Genomic DNA, 16674 nt, shown 5'->3' with positions numbered 1-16674 from the left:
CCGGCCCTGTCCAAAGCAATGCCCAGCCCCCTTCCCCGACCCTCCATCGTCCCCACCTTCCGCCCCCGCGCCTCGGTCGCGGACTTCTTCCAGGGGCTCGCCCTGCCCTTCCAGGCGCTGGGGCTGATCCTGGGCTCGCCCCGCCTGCGCCGGCTCGCGGCGGTGTGTGCCCTGGTGACCCTGGTGAGCCTGGTGCTGCTCGCGCTGGGGCTGTGGGGGGCCTCGGCGGGGCTCCTGGGCTGGGCCTGGGGGCGGCCCGACGCCTGGCTGGGCGCCACGCTCTGGGAGCTGCTGCGGCTGCTGCTGTTCCTGCTGCTCCTGGTGGTGGGGGCGAACACCGTGCCGGTGCTCCTGCTCGTCCCGCTCGAGGACCCGCTCTCCGAGGCGACCGAGCAGCTGTGCGGCGACTTCGAGGCGCCCCCCTTCCGGCCGGGCGCGGTCCTGCGGGGCATCGGGGTGGGGCTCGGCTACACGCTCGCCCGGGTGGCGCTGCTGCTCGCCGGGCTCGCGCTGCTGCTCCCGCTCAACCTGGTGCCCGGCGCGGGCAGCGTGGCGTTCACCGCGCTCGCCAGCCTCTGGAGCATGTACTGGATGGCGGCCGAGTACCTCGGAGGGCCCATGGCGCGCCACCTGTACCCCTTCCGCGAGGTGCGCGCGGTGCTGCGCCGCCGCCGCCTGCTGGGCCTGGGCTTCGGTGCGGCGGTGTACGTGATCCTGTGGGTACCGGTGCTCAACACCCTCTTCCTGCCGCTCGCCATCGTGGGGGGCACCCTGCTCTTTCGCGGCCTGCGCGCGGCGGGCGCCCTGCCCCCGCCGCCCGGCCCCGGAGCGCGCTGACCGGAGCGCGTTGAAATAAACGCGCGCGCCAGGTGTCCCCCTCTCTGGAGTTCACGGGCGCCGGCAGGGCCCGCCCGCTGCGCCAGGGCCGCGCGCAGAGGGTGGGGAACGGTTCCGGATGCCGAACGGTTGTGCGGGGGTTGTGCGTGTTCCCTGACGGCAATGCCTTGAAGCACCTGACGCCCGTGATTACGCTTGCGCGGCTGCGCCCGGCCCCTTCACTCTCTCCCAACAGCCTGGTTTCGCAGGCCTTTTCCCGCATCACCCCGGGGCACCCGCCGGTGTCCCACCTCGGATAGACCATGCCGCGAATGCTTCGCCGGATTGCCGCCATCGCCGTGCTGTTGGGTGCCTGGGCCCTCGTCGGAAGTGACCGTGCCCCGCTGCCCTTGACCCTCGGGGTGGCGGAGGCCCGCCAGAGCGGCTGGGACGGCTCGCTCAACTCCAAGGGCGAGAAGCCCCCGCACGACCTCTCCAGCCTGCGGATCTTCACGAAGGTCATCCTCTACGTGAAGGACAACTACGTCGATCCGAAGCGGGTGAAGCCCAAGGAGATGATGATCGCCTCGCTCGAGTACGTGGAGAAGAGCGTGCCCGAGGTGCTCGTCGAGGGCAGCGCCGAGACCGGCAAGCTCAAGCTCAACGTGAACGGCAAGACGCGCGAGTTCGACATCAGCCACGTGGACTCGCTCTGGAAGATGTCCTTCCAGCTCAAGGACGTCTTCGACTTCATCAGCAAGAACATCCGCCCCACCGAGGACACGCGCGACATCGAGTACGCGGCGGTGAACGGCATGCTCAGCACGCTGGACCCGCACTCGGTGCTGCTGCGCCCGGAGCTGTACCGGGAGATGAAGATGTCCACCAAGGGCGAGTTCGGCGGCCTGGGCTTCGTCATCCAGATGCGCGAGGGCAACCTCACCGTGGTCAAGGTGCTGCCCAAGACGCCGGCGGCGCGCGCGGGCATCCAGAAGGACGACCAGATCAAGACCATCGGTGACGAGTCCACGGTGAACATGGACCTCAACGAGGCGGTCTCCAAGCTGCGCGGCCCCGTGGACAGCAAGGTGAGCATCAGCGTGGACCGCAAGGGCTGGGAGAAGCCCAAGGCGATGAGCCTCGCGCGCGCGATGATCTCCATCGAGAGCGTGCAGTCGAAGCTGCTCGCCGAGAACGTGGGCTACGTGCGGCTCAAGAACTTCCAGGGCAACACCACGCGCGACCTCGAGGCGGCGCTCGGCGAGATGCGCCGGCAGGCGGCCCCCAAGGGCGGCATGAAGGGCCTGGTGCTGGACCTGCGCGGCAACCCCGGCGGCCTGCTCGAGCAGGCCATCCAGGTCTCGGACACCTTCGTGTCCAGCGGCGTGATCGTCTCCACCGTGGGCCTCTCGGACAAGCTGCGCGAGGAGAAGCGCGCGCGCGCCACCGAGGGCGAGGAGAGCTACCCCATCGCGGTGCTGATCAACGAGGGCAGCGCTTCGGCCTCCGAGATCGTGGCCGGCGCGCTCAAGAACCTCAACCGCGCGGTCATCATCGGCCGGCAGAGCTTCGGCAAGGGCAGCGTGCAGGTCCTCTACGACTTCCCGGACGACAGCGCGCTCAAGCTCACCATCGCCAAGTACCTCACCCCCGGTGACATCTCCATCCAGGAGGTGGGGATCGTGCCGGACATCGCGCTCGTCCCCACGCGCGTGACGGCGGAGCGGGTGAACGTGTTCGCTCCGCGCAAGAGCATGGGCGAGGCGGACCTCGACCAGCACTTCGGCAACAGCGCCAACGGCCCGGTCGCCAAGAAGCGCGAGGACGTGATCGGCCGCGAGAAGAGCCTCTTCTCGCTCAAGTACCTCAAGGTGGACGAGGCCGGGAAGGACGCGAGCGCCAAGGCCCAGCACACCGAGGAGGGCAAGCCCGCCAAGGCGGCGAAGCTCGAGAAGGACGACAAGGCGAGCGCCGCGCGCGGCGGCAGCAAGGATCCGCTGCTGGACGTGGACGTGGCCGGCCAGAGCGAGGACCTCGACGACCAGCTGGACGCCGAGAGCCAGGACGCGATCAAGGAGGACTTCGACGTGCTCTTCGCGCGCGACTTCGTCCTGCACACGCCCGGCAGCGGCAACCGCCAGAAGATGCTCGAGAAGGGCAAGACCTTCGTGGAGCAGAAGCGCCAGGAGGAGGAGGGCCGCATCAACACCGCCATCGCGGCGCTCGGCGTGGACTGGAGCGCCGGTCCCACCCCGAAGAACCCGCAGCTGGTGGCCACCCTCAGCCCCGGCCCGGACACCCGCGTCACCGCCGGGGACCTGCTGGACATGAAGGTCACGGTGGAGAACCGCGGCAGCGAGCCCCTCAAGCGGGTGCGTGGCTGGACGGACAGCGAGAACGCCTTCCTCAACGGGCGCGAGTTCGTGTTCGGCGCCATCGGCCCGGGCGAGAAGAAGACGTGGGACGTGCAGGTGCGCCTGCCCAAGGATCTCACCAGCCGCCGCGACGAGGTGAAGCTCACCCTCACCGACGACTCGGGCCCGCTGCCCGAGCGCGTGGCCACCGAGATGAACTTCGCGGAGCTCCCCCGGCCCACCTTCGCCTTCAACTGGCAGGTGCTCGATGACTGCCAGGCCTGCAACGGCGACGGCGTGCTGCAGCGCGGGGAGGACGCGACCCTGGTGCTGGACGTGACCAACACCGGCACGGGGCCCGCGCTGGACTCCTTCGCCCAGATCAAGAACGGCGGGGACACGAACCTCTTCATCGAGAAGGGCCGCTTCAAGCTCGGCGAGCTCGCCCCCGGCCAGACCAAGAGCGCCCGCTTCACCTTCGACGTGAAGAAGGGGTTCAGCGCCCAGGAGGCGGTGCTCAAGCTCGCCATCATCGACGAGCCGCTCGAGGAGTTCGTCACCGAGAAGCTGCAGCTGCCGGTGAAGGACGCGGCCGTGGCCCAGGTGGAGCCCAAGAAGGGCGCCGTTCGCATCAACGACAAGGCGGAGCTGTTCGGCGCCCCGGTGGCCGGCAGCCCCGCGGTGGCCCGCCTCCCGCGCGGCGGCACGCTCGCGCTCGAGGCCCAGGCCGGCGGCTTCTACAAGGTGCAGCTGGACAAGGACCGCACCGCCTTCGTGCGCCCCCAGGACGCGCGCGACGTGCGCGGCGCCCGCCCCGTGGCCCCGAAGGAGCTCGCCTGGAACACCTTCCGCGCGCCCCCCGAGATCCAGCTCAACGTGAACCCGGCCAACGGCGGCGTGGTGGCCGAGGGTGAGCGCTTCACCCTCACCGGCACGGTGAGCGACCCCACGGGCCTGCTCGACATGTACGTGCTGGTGAACGACCAGAAGGTGTTCTTCAAGGGCGTGGATCCGAAGGCGGACCCGCACCAGCTGAAGTTCAGCACCGAGTTCCCGCTGAAGGAGGGCAACAACAGCGTGCTCGTGGTCGCCCGCGAGGATCCGGAGTTCGCCAGCCGCAAGACGCTCGTCATCCGCCGCCGGGCCCCCGCCGTGGCCGAGAAGCTCGCCGCGCCGGGTGCCAAGGCGCCGGCGCCGCGCCAGTAGCCGCGCGCCCCAGCGCGCATCCGAAGACCGGGCGGTCCGTGCGCGGGGAAGGCTTCCCGCGGGCGGGCCGCCCGTTTCGTTGACACCCTTTTCCGGCGCACGCTAGCGTGCCCGCGCGTCTGCCGCCCCTCTTCGCGCGCAGTCGCGCGGGCGCGCGAGAGCGCAGGGAGGCCCCACGTGAGAGTTGCCAGGTTGAGCCGCGCGGTGGCGCTCGCCGCCCTGCTGGGGGGCGCCGCCAGCGCGCACGCGGACCCCAACGACCTGCGCATCTACAAGCTGGGCAACCCGGCCACCGAGCCGAGCGCCAACGGCGACTTCCAGGCCTTCGCGCGCACCTTCGGCGCGGCCCTTAGCTCGGTGAACCTGATGCCCCCCGAGACGCTCGGGCACGCGGGCTTCAGCGTGAACGGCGAGCTCACCGTGGCGCGCATCTCCTCGTCCACGCCGCTGCCCACCGAGGGCCGCTCGCCCACCACCGTGCTCATGCCCAGCCTCCACGTGCGCAAGGGCCTGCCCTTCTCGGTGGAGCTGGGCGCGCGCAGCACCTGGGTGGAGAAGAGCGGCATGGCGGCCTTCACCGGCGAGGTGAAGGTGGCGATCACCGAGGGCTTCACCTACCTGCCGGACGTGGGCGCGCGCCTGCACGCGACCCGCCTGCTGGGCAACCGCGACTTCAGCCTCACCACGGGCGGCCTGGACGTGGGCGTGGGCAAGCAGTTCCCCATCGGGGGCATGGTCACCCTCACGCCCTACGGCGGGTTGGATCTGATGGGCGTCGCCGCCAGCGCGAACAACGTGAACTTCCGCCCGGATCGGCCCGGCGGTGACACGCTGGGCCCGGACGCGGCGCTCGCGGACCGCGCGAGCTACGCGCCCATCGGGCTCACGGACCACCTCATGCCGCGCATCTACGGCGGCGCGCGCTTCATCGGCGGCGTGCTGCAGCTGGGCGCGGAGGTCTCCTTCACGCAGGTGGGCAGCGTGGCCACCGGCGTGGGCACCGAGAGCCGCTCGGTGCCCGGGGTACTCACCTTCAACACCACGCTGGGGCTGGACTTCTAACCGAGGCTTGCCCGCATCGCGCCGGGGCGGTTGGTGATGAGGTAGCGCACGCCCAGCGTGCGCAGCCGCTCGCCTTCCGCCGGGTCGTCCACCGTCCACGCGGCCACCTCCAGCCCGGCCTCGCGCCACACGCGCATGCGCGCGGGCGTGCACGCGCTCGCGAAGGGGTGCACCGAGTGGCTCGAGACCAGCGGCGCGAGCCCCCAGGCCTGGGGCCACCAGCGCTTGTCCGGATCGATGAGGTAGCCGCGGCGCAGCTCCGGCGCGGCCTGCGCGAGGCGCACGAGGCACAGGGCGTTGAAGCTGGAGACCACCACGCGCTCGGCGAGCCCGCGCGAGCGCACCAGCTCGGCCACCTTCACGCTCAGGCCGTCGTCCTCCACCCGCTCGCACTTGAGCTCGATGTTCACGAGCATCCGCGCGGGCAGCAGCTCGAGCACCTCGGTGAGCAGCGGGATGCGCGCGGGCGCGAAGCCCAGGCGGCTGCCCACGTCCGCGCCCCGCAGCTTCCAGTACGGCGTGCGGCGCACCTCCCAGGGCAGCCCCGCGAGCCGCTCGAGGCGCTCGTCGTGGCACACCACCACCTCGCCCGAGCCGCACACCATCGCGTCCAGCTCCACGCCGTCTGCGCCCTGGCGCACGGCCTCCGCGAAGGCTTCCAGGGTGTTCTCGGGGGCGTCGGCGCTGGCACCGCGGTGAGCGAGCAGGAGCATGGGGCCTCCCTTACCCCAGGGACGCCGGGCGGGGCCAAGGCGGAGCGGCGCGGGGCGTCCAGAGGAGGACCTGCGGCGGCTTGCCAGCCGCGGGGCGCTGGGGCACTGTGCGCCGCATGGGCCTGGGCCTCGGCGAAATCATCGTGATCGGCTTCATCCTGATGGTGGTCTTCTCCGCGGCGCGGATGGGCCAGCTGGGCAACGCCGTGGGCAAGTTCGTCTACTCGTTCAAGCGCGCGAGCCAGGGCCAGGACCTGGTGGACGCCAAGCGCCTGCCCTCGCGCCAGCACCAGGAGCCCTCGGACGCCGAGTTCACCGAGCCGCGCCGCCGCTAGCGCGCGCCGCCGGCTCTCGCGTGCGCGAGCAGCAGCCGCGCCTGCTCGCGCAGGGCCGCGTGCAGGCTGTTGTCCGCGACGAGCTCCTCCAGGTCCGAGGCGTTGAGCAGCGGGACGATCTTCGCGCCCACCTCGGGCGGCAGGTAGGGGTTGAACACCAGCGCGCGGCGCACCGCGTGGCGGGTGCTCCAGCGGCTGCTCTTCCAGATCTCCACCAGCGGCTCGGGACGCGCGGGGCGGCGCGCCGCCATGCGCACCACCAGGGCCTCGGTGAGGCGCGGGTTGATCAGCGCGTTGCGCACCACGGCCGCGTTGCTCGCGGTGGCCAGGCGCGCCAGCTCGTCCGGGTCGCGGGTGAGGCGCGCCTGCTGCTTGAGGTGGCCGAGCGGCATGCTGAAGAGCCGCGCGTCCGCCTTCGCCGCGGCGCGCGGGTCCAGCTCCTGGCGCGCCGGAGCCCGGGTGAAGAGCACCGTCACCTCGGGCAGCGCCTGCGCCCCCGCGCTCTGCTCCAGCACCTCGGGCGCGGGGAGGCTCTCGGTCTCCTGGCCCAGCGCCGCCATCGCGGCCCCCAGCACGCAGGTGGCCGGCTCCCAGCCCTCGCGCGCGAGCAGCTGCAGGGCGTGCACCAGCTGCACCGCCTCGTCCGGAGGGCGGCGCGCGAGCTCACGCGCGGCGGCCTTGCGCACCACCTCGGGGCCTCCCCCGTAGGCGTGGAGCCGGCGTGCCAGGTTCTTCGCCTCTTCGAGCGTGGACATCGGGAGGGGGGCCTGGCCCGGAGGGCTCAGGGCGCGACGGGCTCGGGGGTGAGCTCCAGCCGGTAGTCGCCGAGCTGGGGCGGGTATTCGAAGAAGACCACGGTGAAGGGCGCGCGCTCGCCCGGGGCGAGCACCCGTGCGGCCGCATCCAGCCGGATGCGCAGCGCCATCGCGTCGTCCGCGCTGGTGAGGGCGTAGAGCGCCTCGGGTCCGGGCTCCTGTCCGGCGAGCCCCTCGGCACTCTTCACCCGCTGGTCGCCGTCGTAGAGCGCCGCGCGCACGCGCACCCGCGCCGGCGCCCCGCCGCGGTTCTCCACCTCACCGCGCACGTAGAAGACGGCGCGGCCGTCGCGGGTGTCGTAGAGGCCGTTGCCCACGTCGTGCAGCGCGAGCGGCCCGGAGGAAGGCGCGAGCAGCTCGCCCAGCCGCCCCGGAGCGAGCGCTCCGAGCGCGAGCCGACCCTCGCGAAGCGACGCACGCCCCACCGCAGCCAGGGCGAGCACCAGGAGCAGCGCGAGCGCGAGGTTGCCCGCGAGCCCGAGCACCGTCCCGGTGAAGCGCAGCGGCTGGAAGCGCGCGCGGTCCGCCGCCTCCTCCGGTCCGCCCGCCGAGCGGGCCCGCTCCGCGCCCGGAGCCTGCGCAGGGGCCATGCGCGCAGGAGGCAGCGCGAGCTCGAGCTCGAGCGGCGCCTGGGCCGCGGGCGGCGGGGGCAGCGGCGGGATGACCTCGCGGCGCGGCAGGTCGAAGAGCGCGCGCGCGTTCTCCAGGTCCGCGGCGGACGGGGTGGACGCCCGCTCCTCGGGCGCATCGAGGTCGCCGAGCAGGGACTGTCCCGGCGTGTGTCCCGCCGCGGGCGCTGCGGGCTCACCCGCGAGGTCGAGGTCCCCGAAGCCGCCGAACAGGTCCGCGCTGTCCAGGCCCGACCGGGCCGGGGGCGCCGCGGCAGGTAGCTGCGAGGCGCTCAGGGCCACGGCCGCCGCCGGGGCCGGCGCTGTCCCGCTCGCAGCACGGCGAAGCCCCTCGTCGACCGCCGTCCGCCCGCCCTCCGGGGGCGCGGGGCGCGCCGCCGGCGGGGGCGGCGCTGCCACGGAGGCCTGCGGGGCTGCAGCGCGTGGAGGCGGCGACGCTGCACCGGCGGCGTGCAGCGGGGCGTCGAAGTCGAGCTCGCCGAGCTCCACGCCCGGCGGCGCCGCGGAGCGGGCCGGTGCGAGGGGCCGCACGGCGGGAGGCGGGAGGGAGGACGGTGCCACGGGCGGTGGCCGCGCGGCAGGGGGCGGCGGCGCCACGGCGCGGGCCACCCCAGGCGCAGCGGCCTGCCCGGCGCCGGGCGCGGGCGAGAGGAGCCCCAGCTTCGCCAGCTCCTCGTGGGAGAGGGTGGCCACGCGGGTGGGCTCCTCGAAGGTGTCGGCCGGGCGTTCAGGCGCGGCGCTCGCCAGGCTGGCCGCCGGGGCGTCCGCGAGGGGGCGCGCCACCCGGAAGGTGTGCTGGCACCGCGTGCAGCGGACCTTGACCCCCTTGTCGGTCACCTTCTCGTCGGGGATTCGGAACCGCGTCTGGCACTGCTCACACTGGACGATCATGGGGCCCTGGCCGGGCGGCGAGTATAGGCGGGCCAGCGGCAGGGAGCGAACCGCTCCCGGGCTGCTTGCTCCCCTACCCCCCCTCTGCTACAGCGACGCGAGAGCGCCGTTCCCAGAGCATACTTCCAGCACGGATTCGGCGGAGAGAGTCATGAGCGAGCTCGAACAGTCCGGTGGTGCCCCCGCAGCCCGGGAGCCCAAGGTCATCAAGCGCTACACGAACCGCAAGCTCTACGACACCGTGGAGAGCCGGTACGTCACGCTCGACGAGATCGCCGGGATGATCAAGGAGGGTGTGGAGGTCCAGATCGTGGACAACCGCACCAAGGAGGACCTCACCTCGGTCACCCTCGCGCAGATCATCTTCGAGGAGGAGAAGAAGCAGAACCAGATGCCGCTCGCGGTGCTGCGCGAGATCATCCGCCGCCCCGGCGAGAGCCTCACCGGCTTCATCCAGAAGGAGGTCACCCCGCGCGTGGCCTCCATCCGCGAGGAGGCCGAGAGCCGCCTGGACAAGCTGCTGCGCCGCGACGAGCCGGGCGCCGCCCCGTCCCCCGCCGCGAAGGAGGACGCCGCGGCCGCAGGCCCCGGCGGCCCCGCGGAGCTGCTCAAGGCGAGCCAGCGCGCACTCGAGGACTGGCAGCGGCGCATCGACGAGCGCGTGAAGCACGTGGTGGACAACCTCACGGGCAACCTGCCCGCGCTCGGCCGCGACATGCAGGGGCTCACCCAGCGCCTCGAGCAGCTCGAGCGCAAGCTCGAGGAGCTCGAGAAGAGCCGCAAGGGTTCGTAACGCCTCCTCCCGGGCGCCGCGTGCCGCGAGCGTCTGCGGCAGCTCGCCCGGGAAAGCGTGCACGCGAGCGCGGGCCGCCTGCGCGCCCCTCGCCTACGCGACCTTCGCGCCGCGCTTCCGGCCCGCCGCAGGGCCGTAGATCTCGGCGGCGATCTCGCCGAGCATCTGCGCGCCGCGGCTCGTGGGCGCGTACTGCCAGATGGTCTGGCCGTGGCTCTGGGCCTCGTCCACCTTCACGTTGTAGCCCAGCGGCGTGCGGGCGAGCGCGTCCGGGAAGTAGGCCCCGAGCCGCTCGAGGATGGCGCCCGCGAGCGCCGTCTTGCGGTACAGCGTGGGCACCACCTTCGTCACCCGCAGCTCCGGGCGCCCCTCGGCCTCGGCCACCTCGCGCACCGTGGCGGCCACCTCGGCGCAGCCGTCGAGCGCGAAGTAGGTGAGCGCCACCGGCACCACCACCTCGGTGGAGGCGACGAGGATGTTGCGCGTGGTGAGCCCGAGGGAGGGCGGCGCGTCGAAGACCACCGCGTCGTAGCCGGCCGCCTGCGCGGGCGCGAGCGCCCCGTCGAGCCGGCGCGCGCGCGCGGGGTCCGCCGCCACCGCCACCGGGAACTCGGCCATCTCCTTGTAGGCCGGGATGACGTCCAGCCCGGGCACCTGCGAGGGGCGCACCACCTCTTCGAAGCGCGCCTCCCCGGTGAGCAGGTGGAACACGTTGGGGCGCAGCGAGCGCACGTCCAGCCCCAGCGACTTGCCCGCGTGGCCCTGGGTGTCCAGGTCCACGAGCAGCACGCGCAGCCTGCGCTGCTGCGCGAGCCAGGCGGCGGTGTTCACGGCGAGGGTGGTCTTGCCCGTGCCGCCCTTCTCGTTGATGAACGCGATGCGCCGCATCACCCCTCCTGTGGGCGCCCGGGCGCCCGCGCTCTGCGCCGGCCCTACTTCTTCGCGCCGGCCGCGGCGCCGAGCTTCTCGTCCAGCTTCGCCTCGATCGAGCTGAGCAGGCGCTCCAGGTCGTCCACCTTCGCGCGCAGCTGCTCCACGTCCGCGGTGGAGGGCAGGTTCATCGCGCCCAGCGCCGAGCGCAGCGCGCTGTCCAGCGAGCCCTTCGCGGAGAGCGAGCGGCTCACCAGGGTCTGCACCGTGGCCACGAACTTCTCGTTGGAGAGCAGCTGCTGCGCGAGCTTGCCCACCCGCTCCTCGCCGGTCTCCACCAGCTTCTTCATCACAGGGTTGTTCTTGAGCATGGACTCTCTTCTCGGGGCGCGCGCACGCGGGTGCGGCGCCAGTGCGGGAGGCCCGCGTCTGCGCGCCTCCATCCGGAAAACCGCGCGCACTGTGGGAGGGGCAACGCGTCGTGTCAAGCGGCGCCCGGAGCGCGCGGCCCGGGGGGAAACGCGCGTTGACACCCCCGGGGGCCATCCTTACGGTTCGCGCGCACGCATGCCCGGCCTTCTCGACAAACGCCTGTGGGTGGTCTCCGGCAAGGGCGGGGTGGGCAAGAGCACCGTCGCGGCGGCGCTGGCGCTCGCGTCCGCGCAGGCGGGGCGCCGCACGCTCGTCTGCGAGGTGAACACCCAGGAGCGCGTGAGCGGGCTGCTGGGGCACAAGCCCGTGGGCCCCGAGGTGCGGCTGCTCGAGAAGAACCTGTGGGCGGTGAACTGCAGGCCCCAGGAGTCCATGCGCGAGTACGCGCTGATGGTGCTGCGCTTCGAGGCGCTGTACCGCACGGTGTTCGAGAACCGGCTGGTGCGCTACTTCCTGCGCTTCATCCCCTCGCTGCAGGAGCTGGTGCTGCTGGGGAAGATCCTCTTCCACCTGCAGGAGAAGCTGCCGGACGGGCGCTACAAGTACGAGACGGTGGTGATGGACGCGCCGGCCACCGGCCACGCCATCTCCTTCCTGCGCGTGCCCCAGGTGCTGCTCGAGACGGTGCCCCCGGGCCCCATGTCCAAGGAGGCGCTGAAGATGCGCGACCTGCTCGTGGACCCGCGCACCACCGCCGCGGTGCTGGTGAGCCTGCCCGAGGAGATGCCGGTGAACGAGACGCTGGAGCTGCACGCCGCGCTGCGCGACCGCGTGCGCGTGCGCACCGAGGCGGCGGTGCTGAACATGGCCTTCCCCGAGCGCTTCAGCGAGGACGACCTGAGCGCGCTCGCCGGCCACCCGGAGCTGCTCGCGCTCGCGCAGGCGCACCACGACCGGGCCGCGCGCACGGTGCTCGCGGAGATGAAGCTCGAGCGCAACCTGCACGTGCCCGTGCACCCCGTGCCCCGCCTCTTCCTGCCCACCTTCGGGCGCGAGGCCACCGAGCAGGTGGCCGCGAGCCTCGCCGCGCTCGTGCAGGGCACGCCATGAGCGCGAGCCCCCTCGCGCGCCCGCTCGCCGACAAGCGCACGCTCATCTGCGTGGGCTCGGGCGGCGTGGGGAAGACGACCGTGGCGGCCACGCTCGCGCTGCGCGCCGCGGTGGACGGCCGCTCGGCGATCGTCTGCACCATCGACCCGGCGAAGCGCCTGGCCAACAGCCTCGGCGTCTCGGCGCTGGGCAACACGCAGGCGCGCATCCCCGAGTCCGCGCTGCGCGCCGCGGGGCTGCAGCCGCGCGCCGCGCTCTACGCGATGATGCTGGACATGAAGCAGACCTGGGACGACCTCATCACCCGGTTTGCCCCGGCCGACAAGCGCGAGCGCATCCTCTCCAACCGCTTCTACCAGTCGCTCTCGGGCGCGCTCGCCGGCAGCCAGGAGTACATCGCGATGGAGAAGCTGTGGGAGCTGCGCAGCGGCAGCGACTTCGAGCTGGTGGTGCTGGACACCCCGCCCACCGCGCACGCGCTGGACTTCCTCGATGCCCCCAACCGCGTCCTGGACTTCCTGGACAACGAGGCGGCGAAGTGGCTCCTCACCCCGGCGCTGGCCGCGGGAAAGCTCGGGCTCTCGCTGTTCAACCTCGGCGGCAGCTACGTGGCGAAGACGCTGGCCAGGTTCACCGGCACCGAGACGCTGCAGGAGCTCTCGGCGTTCATGCTGGCCATCTCCTCCATGAACGAGGGCTTCCGCGAGCGCGCGCGCGGCGTGCGCTCGCTGCTCGAGTCCCCGCAGACGGGCTTCGTGCTGGTGACGGCGCCGGCCGCCGAGCGGCTCGACGAGGCCATCCACTTCCACAAGCTGCTGCGCCAGAACCGCATGGACCTCGTCGCCATCGTGGTGAACCGCGTGCACCCGCTGCCCCCGCCCGCGCTGTGGGACGAGGCCCAGGAGCTGGTGCCCGCGCGGCGCGACAAGGTGCTGCGCACGCTGGAGGAGCTGAAGGTGCTGGCCGAGCAGGACGCCGCCGGCATCGCGCAGCTCTCCCAGGCCTGCCCCGGCACTCCGCTCGTGCAGGTGCCGCGCTTCGACGTGGACGTGCACGACGTGGACGCCCTCTGGCGCACCGGGCGCTTCCTGTTGGGAGAAGCACAGCTCGCCTAGCCCCGGCGCGCCCCTTGTCCGCAGCCCCTTCCCGACGGAGCGTGCGAGGGGCACACATGCCGTGCGCTGCCGCACGGCGGGTGGGCAGCCAGGGAAGCTGCAGGGGGGAGTGCGGGTTAAGCTGCCGCACCCAGAGCCGGTGAGGCGCGCGAGGCTCGCGCGTCCTCCCGGGAGCACAGGGCCCCTCGAGGGCCCAGGGGACCCGCAGGGTCTCCATACGGAGCGAGGACACGGATGGCGATGGTTCGTCGGGGATGGATGCTGGTGGGCAGCCTTGCGCTGGGGCTCGCAGGCTGCAGCGGCGCGAGCCGCGCGGGGCACGAGGCGGACGCGCGCGCACAGCGCCAGGAGGTGGCCTACCCGCCCGAGCAGGTGGTGGGAGACCCCGGCCTGGAAGGGCTCAACGACGCGGAGCTCCATGCGAAGGGCACGGCCGCTTTCGCCGCCGGCGACTTCGCGCTCGCGGCGCGCGTCTTCGACCGCATCATCGACCGCTTCCCCCAGAGCGCCCACCGGCGCGATGCGCTGCTGCAGTCGGGGCTCGCCTACGAGCGCACCGAGGGCTGGGCGGACGCGCAGGCCCGCTTTGCGCAGCTCGCGGATCCGGTCCATGGCACGGGCGATGCGCTGGAGGCCTCGTTCCGGCTCGCCGAGGCGGAGTACCACCTCGAGCGCTACCCCGAGGCCGTCCGGGTGCTGAGCGCGCTCGCTGCGCGCGACGACCTGCCCGCGGGCCGGCGCATCGAGGCGCGCGTGCAGCAGGGCGTGTGCGAGCTCGAGTCGGGCGACGCCGAGCGCGCCGAGGGCACGCTGCGCCAGGCGCTGTCGCTCTACGGCAGCGTCTCGGATGCGGGCGAGGTGGACAGCTACTACCCCGCCCAGGCTCACTTCTTCCTCGGGGAGATCTACCGGCTCAACTTCGAGGCGGCGAAGCTGGACCCCTCGCACGGCGCGGACGGGCTCGCGAAGGACCTGGAGCACAAGGCCGAGCTGCTGCTCTCTGCGCAGGGTCACTACCTGCGCTCCATCCGCGCGGGCAACGGCCAGTGGGCCACGGCCTCCGGGGCGCAGGTGGGCAGCATGTACGAGAACCTCCATGCGCAGATGGTGAACACGCCGGTGCCTCCGGAGCTCGATGCCGAGCAGGCCGAGGCCTACCGCCAGGAGGTGCGCAGCCGCGTGCGGGTGCTGCTCACCAAGGCCATCGGCATCTACGAGCGCACGCTCGAGGCCGCCGAGCGCATCGGCTCGGAGAACCCCTTCGTGGAGCGCACCCGCGAGAGCCTGCGCAAGGTGAAGGCGCTGCTGCTTGCGGATGCCGAGGCGCAGCCCTCCCCTGCTGCCACCTCGCCCCAACCGTAGAGAAGAAAAACGCCGCCGGCGAACGGGCCCCAACCCGTCCATCCCACACCAACCCCACCTCGGGGCCCGCTCGCCAGTGGCCACCGCCGCGCCGCTCCCCGACGGCACGGCGACTGCTTTGAACTCGTGCGCCTCAGGCCTTGGGGGCTCCCTGCGCGTGGAAGCGCTCCACGGCGCCCAGCGCGATCGCCTTCACCAGCGCCTTGGCCCTGCGGCCGGCGGCCGTGAGGCCCGCCGGGTCCGCCTCCACCGCGTGGGCGAGGTCCTGGAAGCCCTCGCGGTTGCCCTGCTTGAGGCGCAGCTCACCGCGGTTGCCCAGCGCCACCGGGTTCTTGGGCTCCTGCGCGAGCGCCGCGTCGTACTGCGCGAGCGCCTCCTGGCTGCGCCCCAGCTTCTGGTACACGGTGCCCAGGGCGGCGCGGGCGGCCGCGTCGCGCGGGTTGCCCTCGACGAGCCCCTCGAAGAGCACCCGCGCCTCCTCCAGCTGTCCCGCGGCCGCCAGCTCGCAGCCCACCTGGGCGATGGCCTTGGCCTCCTCGAAGGTCATCCCCTCCACCTGCGCCCACGTCAGCTCCCCGCGCGCGTACGCCCTCAGCCGTGCTGCCATCTCGCTCTGCGTGTCCATGGTGTCCTCCGCCTCTGGGGTGACCGGGTCGAGGGCGCGGCTCACGCGCGCCCCAGGTTGGAGATGGCCGTGTTCGCCATCTCGTTGAACTTCTGGGACATGTTGCTCATCAGGTCGAACATGGCCTTGCGCTTCTCCACGAGCTTCTGCAGGCGCATGCTGAGCTTCTGCACGTCCGAGTCCGCGCTCTCCTGGGCCTGGTTGCCGCCGTCCTTCATGTGCGCGGCCTTGTCCTGGGCAGCCGCCAGGTCATCCATGGTGCGGGAGATCTCCGAGTCGATGCCGTCCAGCACCGAGGAGAGGACCGCCTCGACCTTCTCCTCGATGCTCATGCTCGGGTCGCGCACGATGTCGCCGATGCTGCTGGCGCCGGAGCCGCTGCTGCTCCCGGAGCGTGGCGGCGCGCCGTACTTGCGCAGGTCCGCCTGCACCTGGCCGATCTCCGAGCGCACGCCCTGCAGGTCGACCGCGTCGTCGTTCGCGCTGCCACCTGCGCCATCCAGGCGCTCGAAGTAGCCGGGATTCGTGGAGAGGAACTGCGCAGCCTTGCGCAGCTCGGGCGAGAGCCGCAGGTCGCTCGCCATGTTGCGCAGGTCCTCGAGCGAGAGGCGCGCGTTCACGCTGCCCGCCGCACCGTCCATCGTGGGGAAGTTCGCCTCGAGGGTGCGCAGCGCGGAGAGGTAGTCGTGGATCTCGGGGTCCAGCGGCGAGCCCGAGCCGCCCGTTCCCGGCGAGGGCGTGGAGGGGGTTCCACCCGGAGGCGGGGGCGTCGAGGGCGTGCCGCCCGAGGGCGGAGGCGGCGGCGCACAGGGCGGGGGCGCATCACAGGGCTCGCGCACGCCGTGCTCGGCGATGGCCTTGTCCACGTTGCGCAGCGCCTGGTCCAGGTCCTTGCGGCTGATGGTGCCGTCGGGGTTACCGCCCCGGTGCGCCGTGTCGAGCTGGCGCAGGTACTCGGGGTGGCTGAGGAGGAAGTCCGCCGCCTTCCGCACGTCCGCCGGAACCTGGCCGTTGTCACGGACCTTCCCCAGGGTCTGGTAGCTGAACTTGTCGTTGTTGCTGCCGTCGATGACGTCGAAGAGCTCGAAGTTCGAGGACACCGTGCGCAGCGCGTCCCGGTACTCGAGCACGCGGGGGTCCAGCCTTCCCGCCTGCGGATCGGGGCCCACCGGAGCTCGGCTCCCGCCCGCCGGGGGCGCATAGCCGGGGCAGCTCTGCTGCCCGCCCGAGCCCCCGGGGGAGTACTCCGTCCTCGCAGGAATATGGCGCGCGGCGTCCTCGGCCGCGTCTGCTGCGCCCGTGGCAATCATGACCACGTTGCCCGTGGCGAAGCCGGCGCCGATCTTGAGCGCGTGCTTCACCTCCGGCGGAAGCCCGAGCGCATCGCCCGCCGCGTCCAGCAGCTTCGACACCGGGTTGAGACTGTCCAGCATGTGCAGTGCGCCACTCAGGAAGCTCATCGTGACTCTCCTGCGCGCAGGGCCGGGTGGGGACTGCTGCGTGGCCGCGCGTCGCGGGGGAGGCCCTGTGCAGCGGCGGTGCCGTCCGCCTGCCTGCCGCTCGCGCCAACGATTCAGCGCACTTGGCCCACGTCCCCCCACAAGAG

The 16674-nt window shown here is 72.7% G+C and carries 15 protein-coding genes and 1 pseudogene; 8 read left to right on the top strand and 8 right to left on the bottom strand.

Going from position 1 to position 16674, the window contains the following annotated elements; genetic code table 11:
* Window positions 1–18 precede the first annotated feature (18 nt).
* From FGE12_RS20125 to FGE12_RS20115, 3 genes are all read left to right on the top strand, one after another.
* A complete protein-coding gene (locus tag FGE12_RS20125) occupies window positions 19–837 on the top strand; it encodes an EI24 domain-containing protein (RefSeq protein ID WP_153868141.1) in 819 nt (272 codons plus the stop codon).
* Between the two features lie 302 nt (window positions 838–1139).
* Window positions 1140–4376 carry an MXAN_5808 family serine peptidase gene (locus FGE12_RS20120; protein WP_153868140.1) on the top strand — a complete coding sequence of 1079 codons (3237 nt, stop codon included), beginning with the start codon at window positions 1140–1142 and terminating at the stop codon, window positions 4374–4376.
* A 177-nt stretch (window positions 4377–4553) separates the two neighbouring features.
* Window positions 4554–5438: a hypothetical protein gene (locus FGE12_RS20115; RefSeq protein ID WP_194798094.1), complete on the top strand. Its 885-nt coding sequence runs from the start codon at window positions 4554–4556 to the stop codon at window positions 5436–5438.
* Here the strand turns inward: FGE12_RS20115 and FGE12_RS20110 are convergent.
* Window positions 5435–6151: a glycerophosphodiester phosphodiesterase family protein gene (locus tag FGE12_RS20110; RefSeq protein WP_153868139.1), complete on the bottom strand. Its 717-nt coding sequence runs from the start codon at window positions 6149–6151 to the stop codon at window positions 5435–5437. The genes FGE12_RS20115 and FGE12_RS20110 overlap by 4 nt on opposite strands.
* Before the next feature lie 116 nt (window positions 6152–6267).
* On the opposite strand from FGE12_RS20110, the gene FGE12_RS20105 reads away from it, so the two are divergent.
* Window positions 6268–6486, top strand: a complete 219-nt coding sequence (locus tag FGE12_RS20105) for a twin-arginine translocase TatA/TatE family subunit (RefSeq protein ID WP_153868138.1) — start codon at window positions 6268–6270, stop codon at window positions 6484–6486.
* On the opposite strand, the gene FGE12_RS20100 is transcribed toward FGE12_RS20105, so the two are convergent.
* The 3 genes and pseudogenes from FGE12_RS20100 to FGE12_RS31005 all read right to left on the bottom strand — a co-directional run.
* A complete protein-coding gene (locus FGE12_RS20100; RefSeq protein WP_153868137.1) occupies window positions 6483–7241 on the bottom strand; it encodes a hypothetical protein in 759 nt (252 codons plus the stop codon). The two genes, FGE12_RS20105 and FGE12_RS20100, sit on opposite strands and share 4 nt — an antisense overlap.
* 26 nt (window positions 7242–7267) lie before the next feature.
* Complete coding sequence (locus FGE12_RS20095; RefSeq protein WP_255449927.1) at window positions 7268–8713, bottom strand: hypothetical protein; 1446 nt, start codon at window positions 8711–8713, stop codon at window positions 7268–7270.
* Window positions 8714–8722: 9 nt separating this feature from the next.
* Window positions 8723–8821: pseudogene (locus FGE12_RS31005) on the bottom strand (zinc-ribbon domain-containing protein); the annotation flags it as partial.
* A 151-nt stretch (window positions 8822–8972) separates the two neighbouring features.
* On the opposite strand from FGE12_RS31005, the gene FGE12_RS20090 reads away from it, so the two are divergent.
* Window positions 8973–9614, top strand: a complete 642-nt coding sequence (locus FGE12_RS20090; RefSeq protein ID WP_153868135.1) for a polyhydroxyalkanoate synthesis regulator DNA-binding domain-containing protein — start codon at window positions 8973–8975, stop codon at window positions 9612–9614.
* 93 nt (window positions 9615–9707) lie between these two features.
* Here the strand turns inward: FGE12_RS20090 and FGE12_RS20085 are convergent, their stop codons facing one another.
* A complete protein-coding gene (locus tag FGE12_RS20085; RefSeq protein WP_153868134.1) occupies window positions 9708–10502 on the bottom strand; it encodes a ParA family protein in 795 nt (264 codons plus the stop codon).
* A 44-nt stretch (window positions 10503–10546) separates the two neighbouring features.
* Window positions 10547–10855 carry a hypothetical protein gene (locus FGE12_RS20080; RefSeq protein ID WP_153868133.1) on the bottom strand — a complete coding sequence of 103 codons (309 nt, stop codon included), beginning with the start codon at window positions 10853–10855 and terminating at the stop codon, window positions 10547–10549.
* A 196-nt stretch (window positions 10856–11051) separates the two neighbouring features.
* Here FGE12_RS20080 and FGE12_RS20075 point away from each other — a divergent pair, with 196 nt between their 5' ends.
* The 3 genes from FGE12_RS20075 (at window position 11052) to FGE12_RS20065 (ending at window position 14443) form a co-directional block, all read left to right on the top strand.
* Window positions 11052–11966 (top strand): ArsA-related P-loop ATPase, encoded by a 915-nt coding sequence (locus tag FGE12_RS20075; protein WP_153868132.1) that lies wholly within the window; start codon window positions 11052–11054, stop codon window positions 11964–11966.
* Window positions 11963–13081: an ArsA-related P-loop ATPase gene (locus FGE12_RS20070; protein ID WP_153868131.1), complete on the top strand. Its 1119-nt coding sequence runs from the start codon at window positions 11963–11965 to the stop codon at window positions 13079–13081. The genes FGE12_RS20075 and FGE12_RS20070 overlap by 4 nt, the downstream gene beginning before the upstream one ends.
* 234 nt (window positions 13082–13315) lie before the next feature.
* Window positions 13316–14443 (top strand): tetratricopeptide repeat protein, encoded by a 1128-nt coding sequence (locus FGE12_RS20065; protein WP_153868130.1) that lies wholly within the window; start codon window positions 13316–13318, stop codon window positions 14441–14443.
* Between the two features lie 133 nt (window positions 14444–14576).
* On the opposite strand, the gene FGE12_RS20060 is transcribed toward FGE12_RS20065, so the two are convergent.
* Together FGE12_RS20060 and FGE12_RS20055 are read right to left on the bottom strand one after the other, a co-directional pair.
* Entirely contained in the window at window positions 14577–15068 is a 492-nt protein-coding gene (locus FGE12_RS20060; protein ID WP_153868179.1) for a tetratricopeptide repeat protein, read from the bottom strand.
* Between the two features lie 41 nt (window positions 15069–15109).
* Window positions 15110–16528, bottom strand: coding sequence for a hypothetical protein (locus tag FGE12_RS20055; protein ID WP_153868129.1), 1419 nt, complete (start codon window positions 16526–16528; stop codon window positions 15110–15112).
* Window positions 16529–16674 lie beyond the last annotated feature (146 nt).

The organism is Aggregicoccus sp. 17bor-14, from assembly GCF_009659535.1.
Lineage (GTDB): Bacteria > Myxococcota > Myxococcia > Myxococcales > Myxococcaceae > Aggregicoccus.
This window is presented reverse-complemented; position numbering and strand designations above follow the sequence as displayed.